Source organism: Xanthomonas sp. F4, from assembly GCF_011761895.1.
This window is the reverse complement of sequence record NZ_JAASQX010000005.1, coordinates 147,504-163,894: the sequence shown is the minus strand read 5'-3', so window position 1 is coordinate 163,894 and position 16,391 is coordinate 147,504. Positions and strand designations below refer to the sequence as shown.

The 16,391-nt window shown below is 64.7% G+C and carries 11 protein-coding genes and 1 pseudogene; 2 read left to right on the top strand and 10 right to left on the bottom strand.

Annotated elements, in window-relative coordinates; all coding sequences use genetic code 11:
* Positions 1 to 97 precede the first annotated feature (97 nt).
* From FHR66_RS16450 to FHR66_RS16435, 4 genes are all read right to left on the bottom strand, one after another.
* On the bottom strand, positions 98 to 2,245 hold the full coding sequence (locus tag FHR66_RS16450; RefSeq protein ID WP_160969154.1) for a S46 family peptidase: 2,148 nt from the start codon (positions 2,243 to 2,245) through the stop codon (positions 98 to 100).
* 156 nt (positions 2,246 to 2,401) lie between these two features.
* Positions 2,402 to 2,770, bottom strand: a complete 369-nt coding sequence (locus FHR66_RS16445) for a hypothetical protein (RefSeq protein ID WP_160969156.1) — start codon at positions 2,768 to 2,770, stop codon at positions 2,402 to 2,404.
* A gap of 63 nt (positions 2,771 to 2,833) precedes the next feature.
* Entirely contained in the window at positions 2,834 to 6,673 is a 3,840-nt protein-coding gene (locus tag FHR66_RS16440) for a translocation/assembly module TamB domain-containing protein (RefSeq protein WP_160969158.1), read from the bottom strand.
* Entirely contained in the window at positions 6,670 to 8,451 is a 1,782-nt protein-coding gene (locus FHR66_RS16435) for an autotransporter assembly complex protein TamA (RefSeq protein ID WP_160969160.1), read from the bottom strand. The genes FHR66_RS16440 and FHR66_RS16435 overlap by 4 nt, the downstream gene beginning before the upstream one ends.
* 218 nt (positions 8,452 to 8,669) lie before the next feature.
* Between FHR66_RS16435 and FHR66_RS16430 the strand changes: the two genes are divergently transcribed.
* On the top strand, positions 8,670 to 9,206 hold the full coding sequence (locus FHR66_RS16430) for a GNAT family N-acetyltransferase (protein ID WP_160969162.1): 537 nt from the start codon (positions 8,670 to 8,672) through the stop codon (positions 9,204 to 9,206).
* Positions 9,207 to 9,208: 2 nt separating this feature from the next.
* Positions 9,209 to 9,751, top strand: a complete 543-nt coding sequence (locus tag FHR66_RS16425; RefSeq protein WP_160969164.1) for a DinB family protein — start codon at positions 9,209 to 9,211, stop codon at positions 9,749 to 9,751.
* A gap of 236 nt (positions 9,752 to 9,987) precedes the next feature.
* On the opposite strand, the gene FHR66_RS16420 is transcribed toward FHR66_RS16425, so the two are convergent.
* From FHR66_RS16420 to FHR66_RS16400, 6 genes and pseudogenes are all read right to left on the bottom strand, one after another.
* On the bottom strand, positions 9,988 to 10,638 hold the full coding sequence (locus FHR66_RS16420) for a YceH family protein (RefSeq protein ID WP_160969166.1): 651 nt from the start codon (positions 10,636 to 10,638) through the stop codon (positions 9,988 to 9,990).
* Positions 10,639 to 10,805: 167 nt separating this feature from the next.
* A complete protein-coding gene (locus FHR66_RS20960; RefSeq protein WP_202394895.1) occupies positions 10,806 to 11,366 on the bottom strand; it encodes a hemagglutinin repeat-containing protein in 561 nt (186 codons plus the stop codon).
* Entirely contained in the window at positions 11,302 to 11,709 is a 408-nt protein-coding gene (locus FHR66_RS20955) for a hemagglutinin repeat-containing protein (RefSeq protein ID WP_202394896.1), read from the bottom strand. Before FHR66_RS20955 ends, FHR66_RS20960 begins: the two co-directional genes overlap by 65 nt.
* Before the next feature lie 300 nt (positions 11,710 to 12,009).
* Positions 12,010 to 12,429 carry a hypothetical protein gene (locus FHR66_RS16410; protein WP_160969168.1) on the bottom strand — a complete coding sequence of 140 codons (420 nt, stop codon included), beginning with the start codon at positions 12,427 to 12,429 and terminating at the stop codon, positions 12,010 to 12,012.
* Positions 12,426 to 13,481 (bottom strand): hypothetical protein, encoded by a 1,056-nt coding sequence (locus tag FHR66_RS16405; protein WP_160969170.1) that lies wholly within the window; start codon positions 13,479 to 13,481, stop codon positions 12,426 to 12,428. The genes FHR66_RS16410 and FHR66_RS16405 overlap by 4 nt, the downstream gene beginning before the upstream one ends.
* Positions 13,438 to 16,345: pseudogene (locus FHR66_RS16400) on the bottom strand (hemagglutinin repeat-containing protein); the annotation flags it as partial. The pseudogene FHR66_RS16400 and the gene FHR66_RS16405, both read right to left, overlap by 44 nt.
* Positions 16,346 to 16,391 lie beyond the last annotated feature (46 nt).

Below are 16,391 nucleotides of genomic sequence, written 5' to 3'. Positions count from 1 at the left end.
ACCCTGCGCCGTCGCACGAGCGCGCAGGGCACATTGCATGCCCTGCCCCGTTTTGCTCCAGGGAACGCCAAACGACACTCGCGCCCAACCTGCCCACTCACTCCTGCGGAACGTTCAACTCCTTCAGCAATTGCGGTGCCGGATACACCTTGGCCATCAACCAGCGCAGGTAGCGCATGTCCACATGGATCGCGCGCTTGTAGCGCGGGTCGTACCACCAACTGGCGCTGACCGCTTCCCAGTTACTGTCGAAGTTCAACCCGATCAGTTCGCCTCGCGCATTGAGCACAGGCGAACCGGAGTTGCCGCCGGTGGTGTCCAGGTTGGTCAGGAAGTTCACCGGCTGCGTTTTCGTCTGCGGATCGGCGGTGCTGCCGAAGTCGCCCTTGGCGATCGCTGCCAGCAGCGGCTTGGGCGCATCGAACGGCTCCTTGCCGGTGTTCTTCTCGACGATGCCGGCCACCGTCGTCAGCGGCGCGAAGCTGACCGCATCGCGCGGCGCCAGCGGCTCGACGCGGCCATAGCTGATCCGCAGCGTGCTGTTGGCATCCGGATACACCGCACGGCCCTGCTGCTTGCGCCAGGCGAACAGCGCATGCATGTAGGCCGGGCGCAACCGCAACTGCTCGCCCTCGCGCGCCTTGCGCTCGTCGTCCAGCCGCAACTGCGCCGGCACCAGCATGGCGGCCAGCGCCAGCAACGGATCGGCCGCGGGCACCTTACCCGCGCGCGCCGCCGCGAAGCGCGACAGGCGCTCGGCCTCGGTGCCCAGCGCGGTGTCGGCATAGGCCTTGTCGAGTGCCGCCTGCAATTGCGCCGGGGTTCGCCCGAACGCCGCATCGAACTCCGGCACCCGCTGCGCCTCCGGCAACTGCTGATAGCGGGTCAGCAGCGTCGTCAGCAGCGCCTTCTCCACGGCCGGCGAATAACGACGCTGCATCTGCTTGAGCATGCCCTCGATCAGCGCCAGGTCGCGCTGCTGATAGCCGCTCTCGCGCCGATCGTCCGGCTTTGCCGCCTCCAGCCGCAGCTGCTCCAGGGTCAATGCCGAACGCAACGCCTGGGTCTGCGTGGCGACCAACCCCAGCAACAGGTCGCGCTCGCGCAGCGCCGAAGCCTGGCCGAGCAGCTTCTGCAGCGCGGCGATGTCGCGCGCGTCGGAGCCATGCGTGGCCGCGAGCATGCCGCGCTCATCCTCCGCGCGCAGTCGCACCGCATCGCTGCGCTGCAGCCCTTCCAGTTCGCCGGCGGCCCGCTTGCGGTTGTTCTTCAGCGACTGCAGCTGCGACGCGTAGCGCGTACGCGCCTCCGCATCAGCCTTGCCCGACGCCTCGATCACCCCGATCAACTGGTCCAGTACCGCGACCCGCTGCGGCAACGTCGCCTCCACCTGCTCGGCGAACTCGGCCGCCGTGCGATGCCGGTAGGTGATGCCCGGATACCCGGCCAGCATCGCAAAATCGCCGGCCTTCGGCCCTTCGGTGGCGATCTGCAGATGCGCCAGCGGCTGGTAGGGCACGTTGTCCGCGCTGTAGTCCGCCGGCTTACCGTCCTTGCCCACGTAGGCGCGCAGCAAGGTGAAATCGCCGCTGTGCCGCGGCCACATGAAGTTGTCGATCTCGTCGCCGTAATTGCCGATCGCCCGCGGCGGCGCGTAGACCAGTCGCACATCGCGCAGTTCCAACTGACGGATCCGGTAGAAATCGGTGCCGTAATACATGTTGGCGACACTGCAACGCACCCCGGCCTCGCGCTCGCAGTCGGCGACGATGCGCTTGCTCGCGGCATCCACCGCATCGTAGTAGGCCCGCCCGGTCTTACCCTTCGCCGGCCCCAGCACCTGATCGGTGACCTTGTCGAAGCCCACCGTCACCAGCACCCGGAAATCCGGATTGGCCGCGCGCTCGTCGGCGCGATCCAGCGCGATGAACCCGTTCTCGATCAGGTTCTCCTTGGCCGAGGTGTTGTATTGGATTACCCCGTGGGCGACGTGGTGATTGGTCAACAGCAGCCCATTCCCCGACACGAACGCCCCGGTCCCGCCACCAACCTTCACCACCGCACTTAACGGCGGTTGCGTCACCTCGGCCAGCGCCTGTGGATCGCCCTGGAAGCCAGCCGCGTGCAGCGGCTCGGCTAGCTCCGGCATCTGCGACGGCATCCACATGCCCTCGTCGGCTTGGGCGGTGGCGGTCAGGGCAAGGCTTAAGGTGAGTGAGGCGGCGAGCTTGGCAGGAATGGGCATGGAACGGTTCGGGAACAAGACAGGACCAGACCTTAGCATGCGGCTTGTGCCAACCAGCCCAGGTCGCATCCTGGGAACACTCACCAACTCCCTCCCATCGAAGCGCTACCGGAGCCCGTTTGGTAGGTACACGGTGCGTTCGTCGCTGTTAGAAGGTCATCTTTTTTTCTGAAGATTCTCTACAACTCTGTTTAAAAACCTTGTGACCTGCAGTGAGTCAAAGAATCTACCGTCCTTGACGCCTGTGACAGGCATCAGCACTTCCCTCTCAGAGGAAAGTCGAATGAGCAAACATAGACTCTTCTTCTCATGAGGAAGCGAGTTAGAGAGTATTTCCCTATACTTGACTTGAAGCACTTCCATGTTTTCGCGCCATGCCACCCCCTCCGAGAAGAACGCGATATCTCCAACATGCTCTGCTCTATTTTCATAGAGCCCGAGAAAGTTACCAAGCGATACGTCTCTGAACTCTTCGGGGACAGAACAACTTTCCTTCGATATAACGAAGTTTTCTAGTGTGCGCAAAATTCTATGCGCGCGGCTTTGAGGATTCACAGGAAGTCGATAGATCCGTTGAAGGAAGTGGCACTACTTTTCCTTCCGCCAATTCACCGACCCACGGTTCTCCACCGTGCTCGATTCCACCTCGGCGTCGAAGCCGCGGCCGAGCAGGTATTTCAGCGTCAATACCGAGCCGCTGCCGATCAGCGACACGCCGTAGCTGACATAGAGTTTCGGCGAGAGGTATTTGCCGAAGCCCACCACCGAGCCGCCAAGGGCGCGCGACTGGCTGACGCCGGCGTCGTCGAAGCCGAGCTTGGCGCCGAGCTGCGAGGCGAGCAGGCCGCTGCCGGCCGACAGTGCGCTGGCCGCGGCGGTGACCTGGTCGGCTTCGGCGCTGCTGGTGTTGCTGAGGCTGCGGCCCAGCACCAGGTAAGACATCGCTTCGGATTGCGACATCGACGGGTCCGACCACACGTCCGCATGCGGGGCGGTGGCGCGGCCGGTGACGTCGATGCCCGCAGTGACGTCGGCGACCTGACGCTGCGCGCGGATGTTGATGCGCGGGTCGGAGACGATGTTGTTGCTCCAGGTGAGCTGGCCGCGGGTGATGGTCAGGTCCTGCCCGTACGCCTTGTACTTGCCGCTGACGTCCAGCCCGCCGGTGGCGGTCATTTCGCGGCCCTGCCGCGAGCGCACCTGCATGGCGCCGGTCAGCGCGCCCTTGAGGCCGAAGCCGGCCATCTTGACCTGATCGCCCAGGGTCACCCGCAGGTCCATCTCCAGCGGCGAACTCGGCGCGGCCTCGGGGTCGGCCGGGTCGAGCACCACCACGTCCTCGGACAGCGAGGTGCCGCGGTCCAGCCGTTCCAGGTCGATGTCGGCCGATGGCACGGTGACCTGGCCGCTCAGCATCATGGTCTTGTTGGCGATGCCGAACTGCAGGTCGGGATTGGCCACCGCGCGCAGTTCGGCAGTGTTGGACACCAGCACGTTGGTGCCGCGGATGTTCAACTGCAGCGGCGTGCTGTCGCCGTACCAGGACAAGCCGCCATCGACATTGAGCGTGCCTTCGCCGGACTTCACCGAGGCGACGATGCGCGCCGAGCCGTCCGGCTGCGCGTCGAAGCGGCCCTTGCCTTCGCTCAGGGTCAGGCCCAGCGCCGGCAGTTCGCCGGTGAAGTTGCTAAGCGTGGCGTCGCCGCCCATCGCCGGCTGCGAGCGGGTGCCGCGCAGGCTGACGTGGCCTTCGACCAGGCCCTTGGGCCGGACCAGGTCGGGCGAGAACAGTTCGAGCCAATACAGCTTCGACATGTTCATGTAGATCTCGCCGTTTAACGGCGCATACGCGTCCCAGCCGGTGTCGACGGTGGCGTCGACGAAGCCGTCGCCCTGGAAGCCGATGCCGAGCTTGGAGTGGATGTGCTGGGCGCTGAAATCGGTGACGAAACTGAACTGGTCGTAGCGCAGCAGTTCGCCGCGGGCATTGTCGCCCAGGCGCAGGCCGCCCTCGCGCGAGGCCAGGCGCAGCGAGCCCTGCCAGGCATTGCCGGCCGGCTTGAAGCTGCCGTCGATGGACAGGTCGCCGCGCAGGTACATCTTGCGGCCGCTGTTGGGTGGCAGCCACGGCTGCACCAGGGCCAGCGGCAAGGCATCGCCGCGCAAGGTCAGGCCCTGCTTCGGCCAGTCGGCGGACACGCACAGCGCACCACCGCTTCCCGGGGCCAGGCAGCTCTCGGACAGGCTGAAGGCGCTGCCGGCCACGCTGAAATTGGCCGCCTGCCGCAGCTGCCACGGTTCGCCCTTGGCCGGGGCGATGCGCAACGTGTTCAAGGCGCCCTGCCAGCGCGCGCCGTCGCGGCGCACCTGCCCGGCCAGGGCCAATGCGCCCATGTCGTTCTGGGTCTTGGCGTCGAGTTGCAGGTTCTCGACCGCGCCGCGCGCATCCACGCTCAGCGTCTGCAGCAGCACGCCGGCATTGAGTGCACTACCGCGCAGGGCGAGTTCGCCGCCGTTGCCGCGCCACGGCAGGCGCCCGCGCAGGCTGAGGCTGTCGGCGCCGTAGCTGTCCCACTTCAGGCCGCTGCCGGTGAGGTCGGCGGTGAGGTCGGGGGCGTCGCGGCGTCCCTTGATCTGCACGCTGCCGCGCAGGCTGCCGGCACCGCCCGGCAGCAGGTCGGCCAGTTGCAGCGGCTGCAGTTGCGCGTCGATGTCGAGCTGGTCGCCGACCTTGCCCTGCGCCTGCAGGCGGCTGTCGCCCAGGCTCAGTTGCAGCTTGCCCTCGCCCTGGCTGCCCTGCAGGGCGAGCTTGGCGTTGGCGTCGAGAGGACGACTGCGCAGGTTTCCGTTCACGCGTGGAATATCGAGCGTGGCCTGGTAGCCGGCGGCGCTGCCGTCCGGCCGCGCCGGCAACTGCTTGCCCTGCGAAGCGAAGGTGCCGGACAGCTTGCCGTCCCAGCCCGGTGCGAAGTAGCCCGGGTCGAACCCGGCCAGCGTGCCCTGCACGTCCCAGTTCAATTCCGGCACCCAGGCCACGTTGCCGCCCAGGTCGAGGGTGCCGCTGGGCATGGTCGCGCGCACCTGCTTCAGCTGCGCCTGGCGATCGTCGCCGCGCACGTCCAGCTGCAACTTGGCGCTGTCCTTGCCGCGGGCGACGGTGGCCTCGCCGTAGGTGGCCCACTGCTTCATCGTGCCGGCCACGCCGAGGTTGGCCTCGACCAGCTTGATCGGCACGGCCGGCGCGTTCGGGGTGGACGGATCCGGCGCGCTGGCGAAGCTCATGCCGCTGGCGTTGACCGCGAAGCGCAGCTGCGTGTTATTCGGGTCGCGCAGATCGGCGGTGCCGCGCAGGCGCAGCTGCCCGTCGAACGCACGCAGTTGCAGCGGCGCGACCGTGAGCACCTGGTTGTCCAGGCTCAGGTGCGAGGGATCGAGCACGAGCTTTTGCCCGTCGCGCGACAGCTCGCCCTGCAGGTCGGCATTGCCGCCCTTGCCGTTCGCATGCAGGTCGAAGGCCAGCGGCACGGCCGCCGGCGCGTCGTCGGCCGGCGGTACCAGCAGCGACGGATCCAGCGCCTTGCTGCTGGCGGCGAATTGCCACACCGGATCGGTGCGACCGGTGAACACCAAAGTGGCGCGCAGCGGCGCCGGTGCGTTGCCGGCGATGGCCACTTCCATCTTGTCCAGGTCGCCGCGTGCGACCAGGCCCAGGCGCGCCGGGGTGCGCCCGCGCGCAGCCGGCAGCACCGCGCTGGCGGTGAGGTCGGCTTTGTAGTCCTGGCCCGGCAGGTAGTCACCATTGACGCGGAAATCGCCGCGGTCACTGTTGACCACCACCTGGGTGGCGCGGAACTCGCCGTTGGCCACTTCCACGCCGCCGCGCAGCGTGCGGATGTCGATCATCGGCTGCTGCGCCTGGGTGATGCGCAGGCCGTCGATGGCGATGCGGTCGGCCTGCAGGGCCAGCGGTACTTCGATCTGCGGCAGCGACTGCGGCCAGCGCGGCAGTTCGAACGGTTCGTCGCTCTTGGCCAGGTTGAGCGTGGCGTTGGTCAGTTCAAGCGCATCCAGTTGCAGCTTGCGCCCGAGTAGCGGACGGATGTCCGGATCCAGGTAGGCGCGCTCGGCGGTGAAGTGGATCTCGTTGTAGTGGAAATCCAGGTTGTGCAGGGTCAGCGGGCCGGCCAGCGGCCCCTCGGCGCGCTCCCAGGTCAGCGTCGAGCCGGCCGGCAGCCGCGCCACTACCTGCGCCAGCAGCACGTCGCGCCCGGCCACGGTCTGCAGCAGCCAGTACAGCGCGATCACGGCAAGCAACAACAGGCCGGCAATGGTCAGCGCCGAACCCCACCAGAAGCGCTTGCGCCGGTAGAAGCGCGGGCGCGGCGGCGGCGGCGCGGCGGGCGACGTCGGCTCCAGCGGCGCGCTCACAGATTGGCTCCGATGTTGAGATAGAGCTGGAACTGCGAATCCGGGTCGTTCAAGCCATGGGCGATGTCTACCCGCACCGGGCCGACCGGCGAACGCCAGCGCAGGCCGAAGCCGACGCCGGTGTGCCAGTCGGGCGTGTCGTCGAACGCGCTGCCGCTATCGACGAACACCGCGCCGCCCCATGGCCCGCCCTTGAAGTAGTGCTCGTACTCGGCGCTGCCGGTGAGCACGTGCTTGGCGCCGAGCGCGAAACGGTCCGGCCGCGGCGTGCGCGGGCCGACCTCGCGGAACGCATAGCCGCGGATGCTGTTGTCGCCGCCAGCGAAGAAACGCAAGCTCGGCGGCATCGCCACCAGCGCGTCGGTCCAGGTGCTGCCGGCTTCGCCGCGCAGGATCAGGCGGTCGTTGTCGCCGATGCCGTGGAACCAGTTCACCCGCATGTGCGCCTGCACGAAGCTGGCGTCCGACCCCACGCCCTCGGCGCCGCCGCGCAGGCTGATGTTGCCGCTGAAGCCCTTGCGCGGAAACACCTTGTCGTCCACGCCGACGTAATCGGCTTCGATCTGCGGATAGAACAGCGTGGAGGTCTGGTACAGCGCGCCGTCGAAGACCTCGTCGGTCGAGTAGCGCCAGCGCTCGCGCAGCGCATTGATCGAGGCGATCGCGGTCCAGTGCTCGTTGATCTGGCCGCTGCGGCTGCCGGTGAGCTTGACGTTGCGCAGGTCGATGTAATCGGTCTGCTCGTCGTAGACGCGCAGCGAGGTGGTGTACCAGCCGTCGAGCCAGCGGAACGCCGGGATTCGGTAACTGGTGATGAAGCTCTTGCGCTTCTGCGCGTAATCCAGCTGCGTGCTGAGCTTGTGCCCGCGCGCATTGACGTAGCGGCGGTCCACGCCCAGGCGCACGCCGGCGCCGCTCTCGCTGCCGTAGCTGAGGCCGGCGGTGTAGATGCTGCGCTTGGCGCGGGTGAGGTTGACGTCCACCGGCACGTCGCCGTTGGCGTCGGCTTCTTCCGGCTTGGGCTGGAGGTCGATCACACTGAAATAGTCGAGCTTGACCAGCGACTCGCGCAGGCGGTCGAGCTTGCCTTCGTGGTAGTAGCTGCCTTCCTTCCAGTACACCAGCGGATCGAACAGCTTCTGGTTGAAGTAGTCCTGGTGGAAGCGGATCGGGCCCATGTTGTAGCGGCGGCCGCTGTCCCAGCTCAGGTCGATGTCGGCGGCGTGGTCGGCGCGGGTCACCTCCACCTTGCGCTGGGTGAAGTCGGCATCGAAGTAGCCGCGCTCGGCCAGGCGCCGGGTGATGGTGACCTTGCTGGTCTCATAGACGCTGCTGACGAAGATGTCTCCCTTGCGCGGACGGAAGTTCTTCAGGTCGTCGCCCAGGTAGCGGTCGTCCTCGGCCGGGCCGGTGATGCCCACATGGAAATTGCGCACCCGGATCGGCTCGCCCTTGTCCACGTGCACCACCACGGTCAGCTTGTCGTCCTGGCGCGGCGCCTCGACGGTGATGGTGGGTGTGAAGTAGCCAAACGGCTCCAGCGCCTGCCGGGTCTGCCGTTCGGCCTGGCTCAGCAGGTACTCCAGGCGCGACTCGCCCTGGTCCTTGCCGATGGCGTCGTACAGCGACAGCGAGACCTGGATGTTCTCGATCATCGCCGCGTCGTCGTCCTTGTTCAGGCCCTGGATCTGCACCTTTTCGATGACGCCGCGGGCCTCGGCGAGACCGGCCAGGGAGAGCAGGGACAGGACGATGGCGAGACGGGGGATGGGTCGCATGGGCGTCAGAATACCGGCACCCCATGTGAAGCTGTTAACTAGACGTTTGTTATGCGTGACCGGGATGTCGGACGCGACGGCCTCTGCACAGAGGATTTCGCGCTTCCCGGACCTACTGCATCGGGGCGTCTACGCCACGAAACGCAGGTCCGGCGGTGCCGCTTGCCAAGCCGTGGCGACGGCGCCACGCTGGCGCCCCCGACCCGCAGGAGCGCCGCATGTCCACCGTGATCGAGACCGCGCGCCTCGTACTGCGCCGACTGGACCCCGCGCGCGACGCCGCGCCGATGCTGGCCCTGCTCAACGACCCCGACTTCCTGGCGCACATCGGCGACCGCGGCGTGCGCGACGAAACACAGGCCAGCCGCTACCTCGCCGACGGCTCGGTGCGCAGCTACGCCGAACACGGCTTCGGCCTGTATGCGGTGGAGCGCCGCGACGATGGCGCCTGGCTCGGCGTGGCCGGGCTGGTGCTGCGACCGACCCTGCCCGCGCCCGACCTGGGCTATGCCTTGCTGCAACCCTACGCGGGCCAGGGCTACGCCAGCGAAGCGGCGCGCGCGGTGCTGGACTACGCGCGCACCGTGCTGGCGCTGCCGCGCGTCTACGCCATTGTGGCCCCAGGCAATGCGCGCTCGCTGCGCCTGCTCGCCGCGCTGGGCTTCGTCGCCCAGGGGCGCGTGCGCCTGAGCCCGGAGGCGGCCGAGGTCGAACTGCATCGTTGCGAACTACATGCGCCCCAGGAGCGCACCTGAGCATGGATACCTTGCACACACTGCGGCTGTTCGCCAACTACAGCCAATGGATGAACCAGCGTCTCTACGCCGCGGCCGCGACCCTCCCGGACGACGCCATCGCCGAGCCGCGCGGCGCCTTCTTCGGTTCGCTGTTGGGCACGCTCAACCACCTGGTGGTGGCCGACACGATCTGGCTGCAGCGCTTCGCCCAGCATCCGGCACGCTATCCGGCGCTGCAGGCCATCGCCGCCACGCCGATCCCCACCGCCCTGGATGCGCCGCAGGCCGACTGCCTGGCGGACCTGCGGACACAACGCGAGTCCCTGGATGCGACGATCGCCGAGTGGATGTCGCAACTGCATGCCGACGACCTCGATGTGCCGCTGCGCTATCGCAACACCCGTGGCGAATCGCACGGCCGGCGCTTCGGCGACCTGCTGCTGCACTTCTTCAACCACCAAACGCATCACCGCGGCCAAGCCACCACCCTGCTCAGCCAGGCGGGTGTCGATGTCGGTGTGACCGACATGCTGGTGGTGATTCCGCAGGTGGAGATGGACTGACTGGTGCAACCGCAGGCCAGCGACGATCGGTGAACGATGCGGTGCACCTCTCATCACTCGCGTCGCCGCGGCTCAGCCGGACCGTCATTGCCCTCGTAGGAGCGGCTTCAGCCGCGATGGGCTTTACCTGGAGTACCTGTCGCGGCTGATCCCAATAAGGAGAAGAGCTGCTCCTACAGGCAGGCGAGGCTTCCGTTGTTACTGCAGGCTCAAGATTCTCGGAGGCGCGCGACGCCTCAATCCGGCACGCGCTGCGCCTGCAACTGCGCCACGATCTCGCGCAACTCCGCCACCTCGGCCTCCAGCGCCTGCACCCGGCCTTCCAACTCGTCTTGGCCCGAGGCGGTCGGCCGCGCCTTGAACGTGGCCGCCAGCGCCTCCGCGTCCACCGGACCGGCGAGCAAGTGCATGTAACGGTCCTCGCGCTGCCCGCTGGTACGCGGCAACTGCACCGCCAACTGGCGCTGCGCTAGTCGTTCCAACTGATGGCGCACGTCGTCCGCATCGGCGAAGCGCGCCATGCGCTCGGCACGCGTCAGCAACTCATTGACCGTCTGCGGGCCACGCAACAGCAGCAGGCCGAGCAAGGCCACCTGCTGCTGGGTCAGATCCAGCGCCGACGCCAGCCGATGCTCGTAGCGCTCGGCGCGCGAAGAGAACTGCTGCCGCACCAGGCCGCGCCCCTCCAGTTGTCGCAGCGCGTGTTGCACATCGCCCGGACTCAACGTCATCACCGGCTCGCGCGACGTCTTCTGATTGGCCGCCACCACCGTCGCATTGACCGTGAGCGGATACGCATCCGGCGTGGTCGCCTCCTTCTCTATCAGGCAGCCGAGCGCGCGGGCTTCGATGGCGGAGAGAGCGGGAACGGTGGTGGTGTCGGTCATCGTGTGGGCTGCTCTTGCTGGTCAGGGGCGAAGCATACTGCTTGATAGTCTCGACTCTGAAGGCCGATGGCCACCCATGCATGGTGCACTGTCCTTGCAGCGCTTGCCGACCGCCTGTGCCGTCGACCATGGTCACTTTATTTTTGTTGTTGGCGAAGCTCCAGCCCTTACCGCGGTTGTCGTTGTCGCTGGACTGGGCTGGTGATCGAGCCGTCGCTGGCGAGCAGGGTCAGGTTGCCGCCGGCGCTGACCTGGCTAACCCGCGCGGTGCTGGTGCTGTCGTTCTGACCGGCAGTGGAGCGGTGCGACCCGGCCTGGATCACCACCGGCGTCAGCGCCGCCGCGGTGCCGGCCATGTCGCCTTCAGCCCGACGACTGAGCTTGCCCATGGTCGAGCCGCTGTCAGGCATGTTGCTGGTCGCCGAATCGCGTGCGCTGCGATACGCCGCGGCCGGGTCGTAGGTCACGCCGATGGAGAAGCCGCTGGACTTGCTCGACTGGTTGGACTGATTGTCCACGGTGTCCTGGCCCGCAAGCAGGTCGATGTCCTTGGCCGCCAGGGTCAGGTCCTTGCCGGCTGCAACGTCGGATGCACCGATGGTCAGCTGATCGCCGGCATTGATCAGCAGATTGCCGTTCTTGGCACCGACTGCCGAGGCAACCTCAGTGGTGCTCTCGGTGCTGCTGTCGTTGCTGCTGCGCGACTTGCCATAGCCGAGGCTGGCCACGCCGCCGGAGAAGCTGGCGCTGAAGCCGGACTTTTTCTGGGCGCTGCTGTGCGCCTCGCTGCTGGTCCTGCGCCGCGACGATGGCCACATCGTTGCCGGCCACCAGGCGCGCGTCCTGCTGCGCCAGCAAGGTCGAGCCGACCACGGCGATGTCGTTGCCCGCCTTGATCTGCACACTGCCGGCGTCGAGCGAAGTACCAACGGCCAAGCTGTAGTGCCACTCATCGTGCGTGGTCGTGGTCTTGCTGGACAGGAAGCCCTTTTTCTTCTTCTGCATGTCCTGCACGGCATCGTGCTGCTCTTGTGCGGCGAGCAAGTTGACGTCGTGGCCGGCGCTGAGCACCAGGTTGCCGCCGGCGGTAAGCGTCTGCTGGTCGATGTCCTGGGTCGTGGTGGTCGTGACGACCTTGGTCTTGCCTGGCGGGTCTGGTCGGCGACGGTGCGGCTTTCGTCTAGCACCTCTAAAGCACTGTGCTACCTAAAACCGAGAAGACATCAATAACAGCGATAAAGTGCGCGCGCATTTAAAATGGATTTTTGATCGCTTCAGGACCTAAAGCGATCAAAAATGAGGAGAAGTACGCCAATCTACTGATGTGTTAATCAGCCACACCCGGATCCGTGGCCTTTACAGATACCGCCCCTAATCTTCGACAGTTACATCAAATATACCATCACCATTTTTTATTTCATAAGCATGCCTAAATGATCCATCCGGATAATATACGAGATAGCGACCCGTAGCCATTTCAACATCCATAATGTAGTCCCCAATTACGACTTCTGTTTTTAGAGCACTAGAAATGCGAGAGGCGAACTCCCCAAGTGACTCGCCGTACAAATCAACACAGGAGACGCCGTTAATTAAAGTTTTGTAACCAATGCTAGAATATATAATCTCAAGCCCAACTGAAATTTCCTGCTCCTCCAGGGAAAGAGAAAAAAAAGAATCATAATCGACCGTGGATTTTACGCTTCCGCCCATGCAGTCCAATACCACGGAGGCCACTTCCGTAAGATTAAATATTTCTCTTAGGGAAATTTCAAAAAGGGAAATACTCATTTCTTACTCCCAAATAATTCAACAAGCTTTTCTTCAGAAAATTCATCAACCCCCTTGTTCCCAGCTTTCAAAAGGGCCTCCAAACGCTTGATTGCACTGTTTTGCAAGCCGCCGCTTTTTAGCATCTCTTTGTAAATTCCAAACTCTGCTTGCGATAATTGAATTAATCCGGGGCCGCTCTTAGGAAATACCGTTGAACTTCCCGGATGTGTTCCGTATACGCGCCCAGATGATGTTAAGACATCGCCATTTTCAAGCAACTTCGCTTTGCCTGCACTAATCTCATCAATGTCCATCTGAAGATTCACGTCTCCTTTGGCAACAGTCTTGGGGACCGTACGATTTCCGCCGCCGAATCTAGTGTCCTCCGTTATCGTGTTAACACTGTGGGCATCTGAGACTTTAACCTGATTCGAGGGAATAAATTTTACGTCGGACTTTAAGGCCTGCGTGAGCAGTTCTTCACTTCCATAGATCTCTCCCGCAGGCCCCTGGATAACATTTTCACCATCGTTACTTACTAGCCGACGATATCCCTCTGGCAACCCACCTGTCTCATTTGCAGATGCTCCTCCCGACTTCAACCGGCTATAGCCAGGAGGCATCTCAGGGATGCCCGCCAAGCCAGATGTATCGATTTCATTGCCTCTAGGCACATCAACCACACTGCTCGGGTTAGGTGCCTCTGGCTTCAACAACGGCACTTCAGTGAGTACATCCCCCGCGGTGCCAGTCGTTGCTGTCTCCTTCACCACCAACGGCAGCACTGAATCAGAAGCGCCCTTGGTTGAACTCAACGCTTCTTTGATGATGGTGACAGCCTTGCCGGCGACGATTCCCCCCAACTCACCGACCTTGGACAGCACCACGGCACCAGCGACCGCACTGAGAGCACCCTTCGCATCGCCCGTCGCCAGCTTGTGCGTTACATCCGCGACGAACCCAACATCGCCAGTGAAGGTCGTCCCGATGGCCCATGCGTCTCGGTTCAAGACGCCATGGACATAGTCATCGGTCCAGCCAGCATCCGTGCGGTTCAGCGCCTGCAGCAAGTGGCGCTGGTCGTCCTGACTCGTTGCGGTGCGCAGCACTGCTGCCGTACACCTGATCAAGCGCTGGTGTGCCACGCAAGGCGTCGGCGAACATCGAGTGATCGTTGTACTGGGCCCAGTCGGCGCCAAAGTCTGTGTAATTGCCCTTGGTCTGTGTGATTGATGACAGGAAACTCTGTGCATTTCCGTCCTGGGCGACTAGTCCCCCCATACCTAGGATACTGTCCCAACGGCTGTCCGTTTGACGCATGGCCTGGACGATCAGGCGCTGCCGCGCGGCTTCCACCTGTTGTGGTGTGCATGCATCGCCACATTCCATCGCTGCGAACGTGGCAGCATTGGCATTGATCTTCTTCAGCTCGTCCGGATGCAGCTGCCGGTTGAAGTTCTCGCCATCCACAGCAACGCCGGCACCAGTCTCGCCACCGGCGACTCCGCCGACCAACGCGCTGACCAGGTTCTGCACAAGTTTCGATTCACCCTCGGTAAGAGGGCGCGCAAGTTCTGCGGCGCCCGCACCTAGCGCGCCTTGCATCGCGTTTCCGCCACCAAGGCTCGCAGCGACCGCACCCGCCACGGCGTGCATCAGCGTCTTGCCGGTTCCGCCGTCCTTCCAGAGATCGTTTTGCTCCTGGTACGCCGCCATGGTGGCTTTGGCAGTGTCCAGGTTCTGCTGGATTAGGGCACGCTGCTCCGGAGTCAGATCGTCACGCTTCAATTGCCTTTCAGCGCCATCCGCAACGAGTGCGGCGTCCTTGTATTTGCTGGTCAGCGCATCTCCAATGGCTCCAACCGTGCGGAAGCCAACCTCCCCCGCGACCTTGGCCATCTCCATTTGATCTTGGACTTTACGTTCGTCGAAGATCTGCTTCAGACCCGACTGCTGCAGCTCAGTCGCGTTACGATCCAGGTTTGCGACCGCCGAGTCGTCTCCGTTGCGAACTTCGATCGTCCCTGCGGAGACGCTGCTCTTGGTGACGCTGGTGGTGTTGCCGTTCTGACCTCCAGCCAGACTCAGGGCGGCTCCAAGCGCTGCCTTCGTCGCACTGGACGCCATGTCCGAGCTAACACCGACGCTGCTGGCTTGGTACTCCGCCTTGTTCTGCACGTCCTGGACCGTCAGGCTATTGGTGGTCAGGCGGTTCTTCTCGGCATCGGCCGTGCTGGCGATGGCGCCGCCGATCAGGTGCGTGTCGCCGCCAACGGTAACGTCAAACCCACCGTTACCAGCCTGGATGCCGCTCTGCTCCTTGACGCTGGTGTAGCTGCTGTCGATCTTCTGCTGACTGTAATAGCCGCTGGCGTTGCCCCCGGTGCTATAGCCGTAGACCAATTGCACGCCTGCCTGCTGCTGCTTGCTCTTGTAGTCGTTGGTATCCTGCTCGCTCTGGATCAGCAGATCGCCGCCGACCTTGGCCAGTACCTTGTCGCCGATCGCCTGTGCGCCTTTGATCGTTGTGTCGTTGCCACTGGCCAGGATCAGCGTGTCCTTGGCCGTGACCACACTTTCGGTATGCAGTTCGCTATTGCCCTTGGCACTGCCCTTGCCGGCGTATGACGCTGTCCTTGACTGCGTAACCGGCCTTTGCCGCATACAATGCCTGCAGCCGACTATCTTCGACTTCACTGCCGCGCTTGGTGGCGCCATATGCCGCTTCGGCCGCCTGCACAACCGCGCCGGTCAGGCCCAGGGTAATCCCGGCACTCTGCTGCTTGGACGTCTGCACTGTATCCACGCGGTTCTCGACCGCAGCGATAGTCACGTCCTTGCCGACGATGGCGGTGCCGGTCTTGCTCAGCACGTCACTGCCGGTGATGCCCACGGCATTGCCGGCGGTGAGCGTGACCGACCCGTCGGTACTGCCCACCAGGCTGCCGCTCTGGCTCACTTCAGTGGTGTCGAGCGTGTTGGTCTGCTTGCTCGCGCCCAGGGTGACGCTGAAGCCGCCGCCGCTGTAGAGGCCGGTCTTCTTGACCTTCTTGTCGTGCTCCTCGCTATGCGTGTTCTGCGCCGTCTCCAGCGTCAGGTCGTTGCCGGCGGCCACCACCACGTTGCCGGTGCCGGCGACCTGCGCGCCCTGAGAGACCAGGTCGTGGCCGGCGGCGATCTGCACGGTGTCGCCGCTGAGCGTTGTCGCCACTGCCGTGCTGTCGTGCCACTCGTCGTGCGTGGTCGTGGTCTTGCTGGACAGGAAGCCCTTTTTCTTCTTCTGCATGTCCTGCACGGCATCGTGCTGCTCTTGTGCGGCGAGCAGGTTGACGTCGTTGCCAGCGGACACGGCGAGAGCGCCCTTGTCGGTGAACACCTGGGCCGCGGTCAAGTTCACGTCGTGGCCGGACTGCAGGGCGATGTCGCCGGCGGCGGTGAACTCGCTGCCGTGGACGGTCTCGTCGCGGGTGCTGGTGGTCTGCTTGAAGCGCTTGCGCGTCTCGAGGGTATTGCTGCTGTCGCCCGTGGTCAGGGTGGTGCTGTTGAGGTCGTTGCCAGCAACAACCGCCAGGCCATTGCCGGCGTCGAGCTTGGCGGCGGTCAGGTTGACATCGTGGCCGGCGCTGAGCACCAGGTTGCCGCCGGCGGTGAGCGCCTGCTGGTCGATGTCCTGAGTGGTCGTCGTCGTGACGACCTTGGTCTTGCCCTGGCGGGTCTGGTCGGTGACGGTGCGGCTGTCGCCCAGCACCGAGGTGACATTGAGATCGTGTCCGGCCGCGGCGATCAGGTTGCCGCCGGCGGTGACCTGCGCCTGTCGGATGGTGAGGTCGTTGCCGGCGGCCAGCTGCAGGCTGCCGCCGGTGGCGATGCTGGTGCTCACCGTGGCCTTGCCGTTGACATCGGTGACCGGGGTCAGCGACAGGTCGTGGCCGGCCTACAGGACAGGTTGTTGCCCGCTAGTGCCTGCGCCATCGCACAGC